This is a genomic window from Yersinia alsatica, assembly GCF_902170305.1.
In the GTDB taxonomy this organism is placed as follows: domain Bacteria; phylum Pseudomonadota; class Gammaproteobacteria; order Enterobacterales; family Enterobacteriaceae; genus Yersinia; species Yersinia alsatica.
Genome location: NZ_CABHWW010000023.1, coordinates 131120 through 146109 on the forward strand (window position 1 = coordinate 131120; position 14990 = coordinate 146109).

The window sequence follows — 14990 nt, forward strand, 5'->3', positions numbered from 1 at the left end:
TTTAGTTCAATTAGTTGGCGGCGTTGCCGTAGTCAATTGGAAGCCGACGCTGCGATAAGACTTATATCGGTCGCGCGCCAACTGTTTCAAATTTTCTTCGTAAGGGACGAAGTCTACCACTTCATGGAAAGCAGTGGCAAAACCTGCGAACTCTGGCAGCAGGCTAATAAGTAGGTCGCGAGGGGAATTTCCGCGTCGCTCTGGCCATGACAGTTCGACCGGTGCGCCATATTTTGGCCCTTCACCCGCCAAATTATGTGGCACAAATTGTTCAGGTGCACGTTGCCACAGGGCTTCATCCAGCCGTTGGGCTTGCTCCTGACTTTCACAGGCGATCAGCACCCGTTTGCCTGCCCGCCAACGAGCAGCGGCAACCTCGCAGGCCAACGCTTCATGAGCACGCAGCTCACCAACGGGCGTGTCGTGTTCGAGCAGATAAAAGGTGGCGTTCTTCATAGGTTCTCAGCACCCTTCGTCCTTGACGCCGCAGGGGTGTTGGCTACTCTCACTCACCCGAATCACTTACTGATGTAAGCTCATCGGGATGAGTTCGTTTGCCGTCTACCTGCAACCCCAATGACCTTGGGCGTATATCAAATGGAATATATCAAACCTTCATAGGTTCTCAGCACCCTTCGTCCTTGACGCTGCAGGGGTGTTGGCTACTCTCACTCACCCGAATCACTTACTTGTTGTTGATTTTACGTAAGTAAGCTCATCGGGATGAGTTCGTTTGCCGTCTACCTGCAACCCCAATGACCTTGGGTGTATATCAAATAGATATACATCAAACAGTTAATCGTCGCCGTTTAGCCCAGCACGGTTAAGCAGGAACTGAGACAATAACGCGACCGGTCGGCCTGTTGCGCCTTTGTTCTTGCCTGAACGCCATGCAGTGCCCGCGATATCTAAATGCGCCCAACTGTATTTACGGGTAAAACGTGATAGGAAGCAGCCAGCGGTAATAGCGCCACCCGCACGGCCACCAATATTGGCCATATCAGCAAAATTGGAATCCAGTTGCTCGTAGAACTCATCACCGAGTGGCAAGCGCCATGCACGGTCACCGGCTTGCTCAGAGGCCCCGATCAGCTCATGAGCCAATGGATTGTGGTTCGACATCAAACCGGTGATGTGATGCCCCAGTGCCACGACGCACGCGCCGGTCAGTGTGGCAATATCAATCACCAGCTCTGGGTCGAAACGCTCAACGTATGTCAGCGCATCACACAGTACCAGTCGCCCTTCAGCATCAGTATTCAATACTTCAACTGTCTGGCCTGACATGGTGGTTAAAATATCGCCTGGACGATAAGCTCGGCCACCTGGCATGTTTTCACAGCCAGCCAGCACGCCAATCACGTTCAGCGGCAATTGTAGCTCAGCCACCACCCGCATCACGCCATAAACCGTTGCGGCACCGCACATGTCGTATTTCATTTCATCCATGCCTTCGGCAGGTTTAATCGAAATACCACCGGAGTCGAAGGTTAGCCCTTTGCCCACCAGCACAATTGGCTTAGCGTCAGGGTTCGGATTGCCCTTATATTCTATCACCGACATCAATGATTCATTCTGCGAACCATGGCCAACAGCCAGATAAGAGTGCATTCCCAGCTCTTTCATTTGCTGCTCGCCAATCACGCGAGTGACGATATTGGTGCTAAATGCATCGGCCAATTGGCGCGCCTGAGACGCCAGATATGCGGCGTTACAAATGTTTGGCGGCATATTACCCAGATCTTTGGCGGCCTTAATACCGGACGCCACAGCCAGGCCATGTTGGATTGCACGCTCACCGCTGGTCAGTTCGCGGCGAGTTGGCACGTTGAACACCATTTTACGCAACGGACGGCGAGGCTCGGTTTTATTGCTTTTAAGTTGATCGAAGGTGTAAAGCGTTTCTTTGGCAGTTTCTACTGCCTGACGCACCTTCCAGTAAGTATTGCGGCCTTTGACATGCAGCTCGGTCAGGAAGCAGACCGCCTCCATTGAGCCGGTGTCATTTAGGGTATTGATGGTCTTTTGGATCACTTGCTTGTATTGACGTTCATCGAGCTCACGCTCTTTGCCACAGCCAATTAACAAGATGCGCTCGGAGAGAATATTCGGCACATGGTGCAGTAATAGCGTCTGCCCGACTTTGCCTTCAAGTTCACCACGGCGCAATAAAGCGCTGATGTAGCCATCACTAATTTTGTCGAGTTGTTCGGCAATGGGAGATAGACGGCGAGGTTCGAAAACGCCGACTACAATACAGGCACTGCGCTGTTTTTCCGGGCTGCCGCTCTTTACACTGAACTCCATGCACTCTCCTGAATCTTAAAGACAAAGGCGGGAGCTACGGCTAGAATGTAGCACTCCGCAACGATCTCTCTCCGTTGTGTTAACGACGTGTGTTAACCTTAACGGCATAAGTTGTTTTGTTTTGGCGACTATAAGCATGTTCCTATAGGACACCTAAACGCTAGATGCTGTAATACTATTTTAGCTGTGAAGGTTGCCATATGATGAGAATAAATGGCGGATTAACGATGAAACTATCGATTTTCCTGCAAAAAGACAAGTTTTCACAGGCGTATTAGCGTGATCATCATTAGATATCTGGTACGGGAAACACTTAAGAGCCAAATTGCGATTCTGTTCATCCTGCTATTAATCTTCTTTAGTCAGAAGTTAGTTCGGATATTAGGCGCTGCGGTTGATGGTGAAATCCCGACAAACCTGGTTTTATCCCTTTTAGGGCTTGGCGTGCCAGAAATGGCGCAACTTATCCTGCCATTGAGCTTATTCCTTGGCTTACTGATGACTTTGGGCCGATTGTATACGGAGAGTGAAATCACCGTGATGCATGCCTGCGGCATGGGTAAGAAGTCCTTGATTATGGCTGCATTAATTTTGGCGCTGATCACTTCGGCGCTTGCAGCAGTTAACACTATTTGGCTGGGGCCTTGGTCGTCTAAACATCAAGATGAAGTCTTGAGTGATGCCAGAGCGAACCCAAGCTTGGCGGCTTTAGCTGGCGGGCAGTTCAAATCTTCAACTGATGGCAATTCAGCCTTATTTATCGGTAATGTGTCGGGCAAAGAGTTTAACCGTGTATTTTTGGCACAATTGCGGCCAAACGGTAATCAGCGCCCCTCGGTTGTCGTGGCTGACAGTGGTCATATGACGGAACGGCCCGATGGCTCACAAGTGGTTATCTTGAACAAAGGTACCCGCTATGAAGGCACGGCGTTATTACGTGACTTCCGCATCACTGATTTTGTCGACTATCAGACAATCATTGGTCATCAGGACGTTCAGCAAGATAACTCCGTGGCGGAACAGATGACAATGCGCCAACTGTGGCACGCCACCGAGCCTGATGCTCGTGCTGAATTCCACTGGCGTCTGACACTGATTGTATCGGTAGTGATTATGGCATTGCTGGTGGTGCCGTTGAGCGTGGTCAACCCACGTCAGGGCCGAGTATTAAGCATGTTACCGGCCATGTTGCTGTATCTGATTTTCTTCCTACTGCAAACCTCGCTGCGCTCCAATGCCGGTAAAGGCAAATTGGACCCGCTAGTATGGCTATGGGTAGTGAACGGTGCTTATTTGGCTCTGGCCGTGTTGTTAAACCTGTGGGACAGTCTGGCTGCCCGTAAGTTACGCGCCCGTTTGAGAGGTATTTTCTGATGTTTGGCGTATTAGACCGTTATATCGGGCGGACTATCCTCAACACTATCTTGATGACCTTATTCATGCTGGTGTCGTTATCCGGCATCATCAAGTTTGTCGAACAGCTGCGTAGAGTTGGGCAGGGGGATTATTCAGCCGCTTCGGCGGGGATGTTTACCCTACTGACGGTGCCAAAAGATATTGAGATTTTCTTCCCGATGGCTGCACTGTTAGGGGCGCTGTTGGGCTTAGGGTCACTGGCTACCCGTAGTGAATTGGTGGTGATGCAAGCCTCTGGTTTTACTCGGATGCAGATTGCCGCCTCGGTGATGAAAACTGCTATTCCGCTGGTATTGCTCACCATGGCAATCGGCGAGTGGGTTGCACCGCAAGGCGAGCAAATGGCGCGTAACTTCCGTGCACAGCAAATGTACGGCGGTTCATTGTTGTCGACGCAATCTGGCTTGTGGGCGAAAGACGGCTCCGACTTTATTTATATCCAGCGCGTGTCGGGCGACAAAGAGCTCACGGGGGTCAATATTTATCATTTTGATAAACAGGATCGTTTGCTCTCGGTTCGCTATGCGGCAACCGCCACTTTTGAAGACAATCTGTGGCGTTTATCGCAAGTTGATGAATCTGACCTAAGTAATCCTAATCGGGTGACTGGCTCACAGACATTAACCGGTGAATGGAAAACGAACCTGACACCTGAGAAGCTGGGTGTGGTTGCCATGAATCCTGATTCACTCTCTATCAGTGGATTACACGACTACAGTAAATATCTGCGACAAAGTGGCCAGGAATCGAACCGCTACGAACTGAACATGTGGGGCAAGATATTTGCGCCATTCTCGGTTGCGGTGATGATGCTGATGGCGCTGTCATTTATATTTGGCCCGTTACGCAGTGTGCCAATGGGGGTTCGGGTCGTCACCGGTATCTTCTTCGGCTTTGTTTTCTACGTATTGGATCAAATTTTTGGCCCGCTTAGTCTGGTTTACAACATCCCGCCGGTCATTGGTGCGTTGTTACCGAGTATACTTTTCCTCCTAATCAGTGTTTATTTGCTACTAAAACGTCGTTGATGGCGGTTTTTTCAACACTTAGACTAAACATGATGGGATAACAGTTGCATGCGGATCTCAGGTAAGTATAATTCACCTCGTTCTCCGCATACTACTTCAGTGCCGAAGTGGCGAAATCGGTAGACGCAGTTGACTCAAAATCAACCGCCGCGAGGCATGCCGGTTCGATTCCGGCCTTCGGCACCAACAGTATGTAAATAGACCTCAACTGAGGTCTTTTTTTATGTCTAAAATCCAGTCCCCGCAAGGCTTCCCTCGCTTTTTCAGTCAACATAAGTCAACCTGATTCAATCTACATCAACTTACTGATGCGGGTACAAATGCGGGTATATCCCGGTTCGATAATGTTTGTACCCACGCAGAACCCTTGAAAGGATACTCAACATGGCTCTGAGTGATGTGAAGGTTCGTACAGCCAAGCCTGAAGCAAAAGCGTATAAGCTGACTGATGGCGAAGGCATGGTGTTGCTGGTTCACCCTAGCGGTAGAATTGACTTTATTGGTCTTTATCCGTTCCAGTGAATTACGCTTTGCCCGTTGGTCAGAAGTAGATTTTGAAACCGCCATGTGGACCATTCCTGGAGAACGTGAACCACTTGAGGGTGTTAAGCATTCGCACCGAGGTTCAAAAATGCGCACTCCCCATCTTGTTCCCTTATCCCGCCAGGCTCTCGCCATTCTGGAAAAGATCAAAAGCATGAGTGGTAACCGTGAGCTGATCTTTATCGGTGATCATGACCCACGTAAACCAATGAGTGAAAATACGGTAAACAAAGCCCTGCGGGTTATGGGATATGATACGAAGGTTGAAGTCTGTGGGCACGGTTTTAGAACCATGGCTTGTAGTTCATTGATTGAGTCGGGATTGTGGTCGAGGGAGGCGGTAGAGCGGCAGATGAGCCATCAGGAGCGCAACTCTGTACCTGCGGCTTATATCCATAAGGCCGAGCACTTAGATGAGCGCAGACTGATGATCCAGTGGTGGGCAGATTATCTGGATGCAAATCGGGAGTACGTTATTTCACCTTTTGATTATGCAAAAGTAAATAATCCATTCAAATAACCATAACTAGCCTTTTATCGTAATACATCTCATTCAATAATTTTTTATATCACTGAAAGCCTCTGTCAAAAGACAGGGGCTTTTGCGTTTTAATCAACCTAAAAGGAAATCATGATGGAAAATAACATTTTTTGTCCGGTAGACGCAGATCTGAAAGACAGATTTAGCCAGATCGATACAAATGACTTTTATCGAGTTCATGATGCAGTACCTCTGAAAAAAGAACACTCAGCATAAGTGTGGCAGGACTTACGCTGAGGGAGGGACGTCCATCACATCACCAACAACATCTCTGTCACTTAAGAAATCATCCGTTTGTGCAAAAATAAACTGCTTTAAAAACTGATCAATGCGAATATTTAGCTTGAATAGAGGTATGGTTACACTGTCTTGTTTTTCAAAATAGACCTTGGCTTTTTCTTTATCTACCGAATCTTTTAATGCATCGAAGCGACCAAACTCGTTGAGATTCTTGTCATTAACGCTATCAGCCATTAATGCGATGAGTCGTCCTTTATCTAAACCGAGAGCATTAACAACGGCGTTTAATTGCGCATTTTCAGCGTTATCTTTGTAGGTGTTGATGTAGTCTCTAAAAGTATGGCCTTCAATTAACTGCGCATCGCCACGCTGCAAGTCGTGCAAGAAAAGCTTGGCGTACTTTTGCTCACGTTGGGTGAGTGATGCAAATGACTTATGTAGCTCATTTAATGTGGTTTCGATGCTCGTCGAGTCTTGATGTTGGTTCAGCTCTTTTAAATATTTATCAAAGCGGCTGTTCATATAGTCGGCATCGATTTTGCCGGTATCTATTTCAGTTAAATAACCACTGATATCAAAAGGCACATCGCCGCCACCTGCGCCATCGCTATCACCTTTGGCTACTAACTCTTTATAGCGCAGGACCAGACTCAGGTAAGTTTGTTCGTCTATGCCCAGCGTTACCTCATGTTCTACATCATTCTCAGTAAAGGAATATACCGACTCTTCCCAATGTAAACCTTGTACTTTAGCCGCTTCCAGGTGCTGGCTAAAGGTGTTAAATAATTTGGCGAATTGAGCACTGGCTTCTATATCGTCTGGCAGTTTTTCAAAGTTCTCAACACCGGCGCGGACAAACAGCTCGGTAATGTCAGCCACTAATTCATTCATGGTTTTAAGGTTACTTTCTAACTTATCAACAAATAAGCCGATAGGTTTGTCGCCGGAATAGAGTTTTACCGCATCATTAATATGTTGCTCCATCGTATGTGGATAGCGGTAATAACGGATGATTCCATGGGGTTTATCGGGGCCAAACAAGCGATTGGTGCGTGAGAACGCTTGAATAATATTTTGGTATTTAATTACCTTATCTAAATACAAGGTATTAAGCCATTTAGAGTCAAAGCCAGTGAGCATTTGATCTACAACAATCAGTAAATCTAATTGCTTTGAAGGCTCGGTATGGATGCGCTCGTAAGGCTTTTTATGGGCAAGGCGTGCCGCTAAATCTTTTTTAAAGGCCGCGTGGCGGGCAAAATCAAAGTCCTGGCCATAACGCGCGTTATAGTCGGCCATAATTTCGCCCAGGCCCTCGCCTTTAAAGGTGGGGCCACGGTCGCCACTGCCGTCGTTATCAATATTTGGGTCAAATAGAGCCGATACTTTAAGTTCCGGTTTGGCGGCTTTTAAACGGCGGTAATAGTCAATGGCTTCGGCAATGCTGCTAGTGGCCAAAATAGCGTGAAACTTATTGGCCTGGCTGAGCACATCCCACTCTGCCAGAATATCTTCTACTACTTTTTCTTGATGGGCTTCAGTGAGATATTGCTCTTTTGGCACATAATCTTCTATGCCTTTGACATACTTACCTGTTGCATCTTTATGACCAGCCATTGGCACATCATTCATACAATAATTAAATTTTTTCTTTTTGGCTGCCGTAGACATTGCATCTGCAACCGAATCGGCCTTAGCCTGTTCAAGGGCGACGGCCTGGCGTAGATCTTTATCTTTAAAGGTACAGACTTTGTAAGGGTCAAAGCCCAGCACATTGCCGTCGCGAATACCGTCGGCAATGCTGTAGCGGTGTAGCTCGTTGCCAAATACGGTACTGGTGGTATTGCCGTTTTTTTCGTTTTCTTCTTGAATTGGTGTACCGGTAAAGCCAAAAAACAAGGCGCGCGGAAAGGTACGTTTAATAATAATCAGCATATCGCCAAAGGTAGAGCGGTGCGCCTCATCGACAATAAACACCAAGCGCTTAGCGCGAATTTTTTCAATATCCGCAGAATTGATGGCTGTATCTTCATCGTCTACCGCTTCAAAAATATTACTCATTTTTTGAATAGAGCTAACAATTAACGTATCGGCAGTTGCACTGCTTTTTAATTTGGTAATGAGTACATGAGTATTTTCGGTGGCTTGAACGTCTTCGCCATCGCCAGCAAAATTGCGATATTCCCTAAGCGACTGGGTGCCCAGCTCAATCCTGTCCATTAAAAAAATCACTTTATCGGCATCTTTGGATTGGGCGATCAACTGCGCCGATTTAAAGCTGGTCATGGTTTTACCTGAACCCGTGGTATGCCATATATAGCCCCCGAGGCGATCGGGGTTATTGGCCGCGCTCCCCAGTTGCTGCCAGTTAGTTTTGGCCACTTTGTCAGATATCGCATTGGCAGCGTAATACTGATAACTGCGCATCACCTTAAGCACGCCGTCGGTATCGTCGGCGACGGTATAAAAGCCAATCAACTGGTGCGCCATAGGGATAGAAAGCAAGGTAGAGGCGATGTCTTTCCAGTGGTTCATGGGTTCGTTATTAAAATCGGCCCAGTTAAATTGATAATCGGGGTTAAATCTGCCGTCTAGCCCGGGATTGGCAAAGTATTTGGCCTCGTTTGGCTCCATGGCCACAAACACCTGGATGAGCGAAAACAGGCCGCTAAATACACCCTCTTTGCTGTACTTTTCAATTTGGTTTACGGCTTGGCTAACTGGAATGCCGCTGCGCTTTAGCTCTACATGGATAACTGGCATACCGTTAATCAGTAGCAACACATCACCGCGTCTGTCGTTACGTAAAGGGCTGCCGCGTTCAAATTTGGGTTGCTGCACAATTTGGTAACGGCTTTGACCTGCGGCGATTTCTTGGCGATCGTATATTTTTAAGCTGACTTCTTTACCTAGATGTAAGGTATCGGCAGGGTTATCGCGCTTAATCGCCACGGTTTTGCCGTTAATTAAACCGTTGAGCTTGAACGGGCTTTTAAGTTCTTTGATTTGCTCAATAATTTGCTGCATTTCAGTCGCGGTAAGCGGAACATCGTTTAAACGATCCCGCTGGCGATTGTTTTCAAATAAAATGGTCGCCCAGTTTTGCAGTAAATCGGCCTCGGTTTTATTTTTGAGTATCTCCGGCTCCCAACCTTTGTGGGTGAGTACCTCAATAAAGGCCTGCTCAAATTGCGCTTCGGTTTTAAAGGTGGTCATGATGGCGCTCCCTGTTAGACAAACATTTTACTTAAGCAGGCCTGCTTGATGTTGTTAAGTTTGGTGATTTGTTGTTGGTGTTGGTTGATTAATGCGTCTAGTTTCTGGAAGTAGTTGCCGATGGTAGATTGTTCTTTTTTGTTTGGAACTACTACATCCCAAGCTTTTAACTCATTCATAGGAACCAAATTAACCATGGCTGATGCTGGATTGGATTCCGTTAATCTTTTTTGCATTTTTTCCGACCTGATCCACTGCAAAAAGAACTCTGAATCAATACGTTCATCATTTATTTTCATTCTGATAATTGCTTGATTAAAAACACCAATTTTAACGCCATCTGGCACCCTTGAAACTCTGCCAATTGTTCCAGCTCCACTCATAATAAAGTCGCCAGAGGTCAAACTGAAATTAATTAATTCTTGGTACTTTTCTTTTGATATATTGTATCGAGTATCATATCGATCATAAATAGCATTGCGCTGTTCATAAACAACGTAATCGCTTTTGGCTACAAACATTTCCTTCTTAATCGAACCACCAAAAGGGCCTCTACGAATTCCATCTTTTTCATTAAATATCTCTGAAAACTTAATCTCTGCCCACTCCCCACTGAACCCCTTAAACCGAATCTCTGGCATGGTTTCGCCTGGTTTGGGGAACATTTTTTCCAGCATGGCTTTTTTAATGCTGCTGAGCTTGTCATGCTTTTGTTGGTGTTGGTTGATTAGCGCGTCGAGTTTTTGGAAATAATTGCCGATGGCGGTTTGTTCTAATTTATTGGTTGTATAAACTGGCACATTATTAATTGCGATCTTCGATAGGCTTGGTACCCCTGTAGATTCATCATGTTTTTTCCATTCAATTCTTTGAAAAAGGCAAAATAAAAAATCCAGATTGAAACCAGGAAAAGGCACTGCATAAAAAAGAGTATCTACTGTCCAAAAGGGGGCTCGTAAAATACAAGGCTTATCTATAGTTCCTTTTCTACCAATTCCGATAGCATCTTCATCATTTGACAACGCACTATCTACACTAAGCATATAGCCGCCTGTTCCATAAACAGGTATATTGCCTTTGCCTAAATGCTTGTAGTCTTTTCCGCTTCGAACATCAATAACATTTGATAAAGCAAGCTCATACCAAATCCCACTAAAATTTTTGATACGAATTTCTGGCGCCTTGTTATCTACACTCATCTTAATCACCCTTCAATAACTTGGTGAGTTCAGCCAGGCCCTGCATATCAAATTCATTACCGGTGAGTTCGCCCATCATCTGCGCCAGTTGTTGCTCGGTGGTTTTTATCTCATTCGCCACTTGCGAGTAAGTGACGGCGTATTTGTCGGCAAGGGCTTGTACTTGGCTGGTAAGTTGGCTAATCACGGCGTTTGGCATGGCGGCGAGTTCAGTGCTTAATGGCGTAATCCATTTAAGGTGCAGCAGGTTGTTCACTTGTTGATCAGTTAATGCTTCGATAGTTGTTTTGGTTTTTAAGTGCAGGGCAGTGGCGGCATCTTTGACCGTTTTTTTCAGGTTTTTTTCTTCATCGATTAATTTGTTCGCGCGAATGATTTTGGCTTCATAGCTGTCTTCTGCGAATTTAACTTTGCTGTCTTTTTGTTCTTTCAAGAAGGTTTTGGCGGCTTTGCTTAATTCGGCATTGGCAAAGCCGTCTTGGCTTTCTTTGACCGTATCTTGTTCTTTTTCTTCTTCAGTTAGAGATTCTAAAATTTCTTCCAGCGTGCTGGCGATTTCCACCAGGCGGGTTTCGTTAGCGGCCAGAGCTTGTAAGTCATCACTTAAGTAAGTTTGTTGTACTAAATCAAACGGCAGTATGTGGCCTTTCCAGCCCTCTTGTACTTCAGTGTCTTGGCCGTTCTTCTTCTTTATAACAATGTTGGGATCAACTTGTTTGGCGGCGGCAAAGCCTTCGGTTTGCATCATTTCTAAATCGGCGCTGATAATTTGCCATTGGTTGTTTAGAAATTGGTAAGCCTGGTATTTGTCGATTAAGGCAATGGGGGCTAAGCGAGTAAATAGCTCAGTACTTAATATCGCCTCTTGTTGGTTACGCTTTACGCTTTGCCAGTTTTGTATTAACTGGGTGTTTAGGTAGTCATCAAAGCCATTAAAAGCTTGGTTGTAGGCGCTGATAAACTCTAACACTTGCGGGTGCCCACTAATACTGGCGTTGACGTCTTGTTTGGCAATAGCCAGCTCACTGTAAGCAGCAGATTTTGGCGTAAACAGAGTATCGTGCAATTGCGGGAAGGCTTGCCAAAAATTATGTAGCTCGGCAATTTCGCTGTTGGGGATGCCGCCGAGCATGGTGGCGTGTAAATCCCAGCTTGGTACTGCCGCAGAAGAATCGACATAGCGCGGTATGTTGAGATTATAGCCGTTGTCGCGCAGGGTTTGTTTGCTCACCAGCTGTGAAAACTTGTCGATACTTTCACGGTTAATCACCGCATCAGTAATACGCTTGATATCACTGGCTTGCAGTTTGTTGTTTTTGCCTTCTTTCATAGAGTGTTTGGAGGCATCGATCACTAATACATCGGTATTTTGGCGTTTTTGCTTGAGTACCAAAATCACGGTGGGAATGCCGGTGCCAAAAAAGATATTGGCCGGTAAACCGATAATAGTATCAATATGATTCTGCTCAATCAGTTGCTTGCGAATTTGACCTTCTTCACCGCCACGGAACAAGACACCATGGGGCAGAACAATGGCCATAATGCCATCGGGTTTTAGGTGGTAGAGGTCGTGCAGCAAAAAAGCAAAATCGGCTTTGGTTTTAGGGGCCAGGCCAAAACGTGAATAGCGCGGATCGCTGTCTTTAAAGCTGGGGTCCCAGTTTTGTGAGTAAGGCGGGTTGGACACCACGGCATCGACATGCAAGGCGTAATATGATCCTTGAGGATCACTGTCATCAAAATACGGCCAATCGTCTTCCAGGGTATCGCCATTACGGGTTTTAATGTTGCTGGCTTTGATCCCGCGCATGATGAGGTTCATACGGGTTAGATTGTAGGTGTTGGCTTTTAACTCTTGAGCGTAATAAGTGATGCTGTCTTTGTTTTTAGCGTATTTCTCGAATGCCTCACCGATATTGATCAGCAACGAACCAGAGCCGGAAGTGGGGTCGTAAATTTTGATGGTATCTTTGTGTTTTAACTCATGGGCGATGATGTTCGACATGAGTACCGAGACTTCATGAGGCGTGTAAAACTCACCGGCTTTTTTACCCGCATTGGCGGCAAATTTTTCAATCAGGTATTCGTAAATGTAGCCCAGTACGTCATACCCTTGATTACTATTCATGGGGATGCTTTTGATCAGGTGCAGTAAGTCGCTGATGGCTTTGGTGCGTTTGCCAGCACTTTCACCCAGTTTGCTTAACCCTGTTTCTAAGGTAGTAAAAATGCCTTCAAACAGTTTTTTGTAAGTTGGCGAAATCAAACGGCTAAAGGCTGAAAGCGCATCACGCACGTTAGATTCATCAAAGTCGGATTTTGGATCAATCCAGGTAGAAAACAGATTATCGTAGGCAATAAAGTAGCCCAGGTTGCTTTGCACGTATTTAACGGTGTCGGCGTCGTCTTCATTGAGGGCTTTGATATCTTCGGGTGTCATACCCTGTTTGGTGACAAACTGCACCAACTGGTCGCTTAGGTACTTGTAGAAGATAAAACCGAGTATGTAATCTTTGTATTCGTTGGCTTCAATTTTAGAACGCATCTGGTTGGCAGATTCCCAGATTTTTGCCGCAAGCTGCTGTTTATTCACAATGAAGTCCTGTTAAAAGCAATGTTTTTTCGAAAGGGCTATTTTAGGGTTTTGATTGTACGTTTGATAAGAGCTTCTTGCTAGCGGCAAGGCTTTACGAGTCTGGGTAAATGAGGAGTCTGCAGTCTCGATTCCTACCAAGACACCGCGCCCTGAGTCGGCAGGTGATGCCGTGCCACTGTTTGTGTCAAGACCAGCATAATAGGTGCCCCCATGACGTCACCGCGTAGCCCTAGCCCCTTAAACCTCACTTAAATAAGTATAGAATTGAGCAGTTTCATCCCAGGCAAGGGCTCTGCCGTCGATATAAACGCGGGTATGTTGCCCAAAGAAATCGGTTGATGAATAGACGTTTCCACGATTCTCCGCCGCAGGCCAACTCGTTCCTCCGCCAGCATAGGTACTGAGTATCGGCAATTGAATGCGATTATTTAGCTCTCGCGTACAACGATTTTATTACCATAAAGGTTAGTGACGTCCTCTCTTGCGATTGGCAGATCACAAGGTGAGTAATCGCTTCTGGCATACAGCTAGGGTCGTTTAACTGGTTCAGTGCCGCGAGAGAAGAGAAGTATCAATGGTACGATACGTCGATGGTGTACCGTGGCGAGAGCTTAACAGGTGAAATTAAAACGATTTATACCAGCCTAGAGCAGCGTCAGTTATAAAATGAAGGCTAGTAATTTCGGACGGTATCGGTGTTCGGTGTACCAAAGTCAATGCGATGAATCACCATATTCATTGGAGCTCGGTGCCAGGTAGAGATATTACGCTTCTGCTTGGCTATGTTGTAACGCTTTGCAGATGAACGACTGATTTCATGGTCAATAACTTACAGTAAACGGGGATTACTCTTTTACATTTATGGTGCAAAATGACGGTATTTACATTTTTCTCTATCGGGGTTTCTTGCATCTATGACCACTCTCGTTTTCTCCTATTCCCATGCGGATGAAGCATTACGCAATGAGCTTGAAAAACATCTGTCGCCCTTGAAGCGGATGGGAAAGATCACCACATGGCATGATCGCCGGATCGTTCCAGGGCAGGAGTTTGAACATCAAATTGACCAGTATTTTTCCGAAGCTGATATTATTCTGCTATTGATTAGTAGCGATTTCATCGCGTCCGACTACTGCTATCAGGTTGAGATGGCTAACGCGCTGGAGCGTCATCAGCGGGGCGAGGCAGTGGTTATCCCGGTGATATTGAGAGATTGTGCCTGGCATCGGTTGCCATTTGGTAGCATTATGGCGGCGACAATTGACGGTAAACCAATTACTAAATTTACCAGCCATGATGAAGGCTATGTTCAGGTTGTTGATGCTGTATCTCGCGCCATTGTAGATATGGCGACGAAAAAGCCTCAGCAGAGTTTAAATGATCATTCTCCTGCCTCTGCCCACTCCTGTTTTCAGACCATTGACACTATATTTACGCCACGCTCCAGCAACCTTTCCCTACCAAAGAGTTTTACCGATCTTGATAAAGATCGGACTTGTCGTGAAGGTTTCGAGTATGTCGCTCGTTTTTTCGAAAACTCATTGGCTGAGCTCAAGAAGCGTCATGCAGGGTTAGAAGTTAATTTTCACCAACGTGACACTGATTCTTTCACTTGTGCGATTTATATAAATGGTAGCAAAGTTGGTCAGTGTGGTATCTGGCATGGTAGTCGGAATATGGGATTAGGTGATATTTGCTACAGTCATAATGGCTTGACTCACAATAGCTGTAATGAAAGTCTGAGAGTTGCTGATAATGGGCAAATTCTTGGTTTTCGTCTAATGATGGGGTTTCTGGGTTCCAGAGATTCACAGGATTCATTGCTTACCAACGAAGGAATGGCTGAGCATCTCTGGGATATGTTTTTTAACTCAATTCAGCAGCGTTCCCGCTAAGCACTCACT

Annotated in this window: 9 protein-coding genes, 1 tRNA gene and 1 pseudogene; 6 read left to right on the forward strand and 5 right to left on the reverse strand. The window is 46.0% G+C overall.

What is annotated here, in order from left to right; all coding sequences use genetic code 11:
- Positions 1-6: 6 nt before the first annotated feature.
- Positions 7-456: a DNA polymerase III subunit chi gene (locus FTA96_RS12305; protein ID WP_004707108.1), complete on the reverse strand. Its 450-nt coding sequence runs from the start codon at positions 454-456 to the stop codon at positions 7-9.
- Positions 457-795: 339 nt separating this feature from the next.
- The gene (gene pepA / locus FTA96_RS12310; protein ID WP_050111026.1) at positions 796-2307 is read right to left on the reverse strand and encodes a leucyl aminopeptidase; all 1512 of its coding nucleotides are present in this window, start codon (positions 2305-2307) and stop codon (positions 796-798) included.
- Positions 2308-2586: 279 nt separating this feature from the next.
- Here pepA and lptF point away from each other — a divergent pair, with 279 nt between their 5' ends.
- The 5 genes and pseudogenes from lptF to FTA96_RS12330 all read left to right on the forward strand — a co-directional run.
- Positions 2587-3681 carry an LPS export ABC transporter permease LptF gene (lptF, locus tag FTA96_RS12315; RefSeq protein WP_050121686.1) on the forward strand — a complete coding sequence of 365 codons (1095 nt, stop codon included), beginning with the start codon at positions 2587-2589 and terminating at the stop codon, positions 3679-3681.
- Positions 3681-4751 carry an LPS export ABC transporter permease LptG gene (gene lptG, locus FTA96_RS12320; protein ID WP_050111028.1) on the forward strand — a complete coding sequence of 357 codons (1071 nt, stop codon included), beginning with the start codon at positions 3681-3683 and terminating at the stop codon, positions 4749-4751. The genes lptF and lptG overlap by 1 nt, the downstream gene beginning before the upstream one ends.
- A 101-nt stretch (positions 4752-4852) precedes the next feature.
- Positions 4853-4937, forward strand: a tRNA-Leu gene (locus FTA96_RS12325).
- Between the two features lie 198 nt (positions 4938-5135).
- Positions 5136-5273, forward strand: coding sequence for an Arm DNA-binding domain-containing protein (locus FTA96_RS23275; protein ID WP_072078040.1), 138 nt, complete (start codon positions 5136-5138; stop codon positions 5271-5273).
- Positions 5230-5814: pseudogene (locus FTA96_RS12330) on the forward strand (tyrosine-type recombinase/integrase); the annotation flags it as partial. The gene FTA96_RS23275 and the pseudogene FTA96_RS12330, both read left to right, overlap by 44 nt.
- A gap of 249 nt (positions 5815-6063) precedes the next feature.
- On the opposite strand, the gene FTA96_RS12335 reads toward FTA96_RS12330, so the two are convergent.
- Genes FTA96_RS12335 through FTA96_RS12345 form a run of 3 tightly spaced genes read right to left on the reverse strand, consistent with a single transcriptional unit; the run spans position 6064 to position 13083 of the window.
- Positions 6064-9291, reverse strand: coding sequence for a type I restriction endonuclease subunit R, EcoR124 family (locus FTA96_RS12335; protein WP_145573893.1), 3228 nt, complete (start codon positions 9289-9291; stop codon positions 6064-6066).
- Between the two features lie 14 nt (positions 9292-9305).
- Entirely contained in the window at positions 9306-10490 is a 1185-nt protein-coding gene (locus tag FTA96_RS12340; protein WP_145573895.1) for a restriction endonuclease subunit S, read from the reverse strand.
- 1 nt (position 10491) lies between these two features.
- Positions 10492-13083, reverse strand: coding sequence for a type I restriction-modification system subunit M (locus FTA96_RS12345; RefSeq protein WP_145573897.1), 2592 nt, complete (start codon positions 13081-13083; stop codon positions 10492-10494).
- A 917-nt stretch (positions 13084-14000) separates the two neighbouring features.
- On the opposite strand from FTA96_RS12345, the gene FTA96_RS12355 reads away from it, so the two are divergent.
- On the forward strand, positions 14001-14981 hold the full coding sequence (locus FTA96_RS12355; RefSeq protein ID WP_145573899.1) for a toll/interleukin-1 receptor domain-containing protein: 981 nt from the start codon (positions 14001-14003) through the stop codon (positions 14979-14981).
- Positions 14982-14990 lie beyond the last annotated feature (9 nt).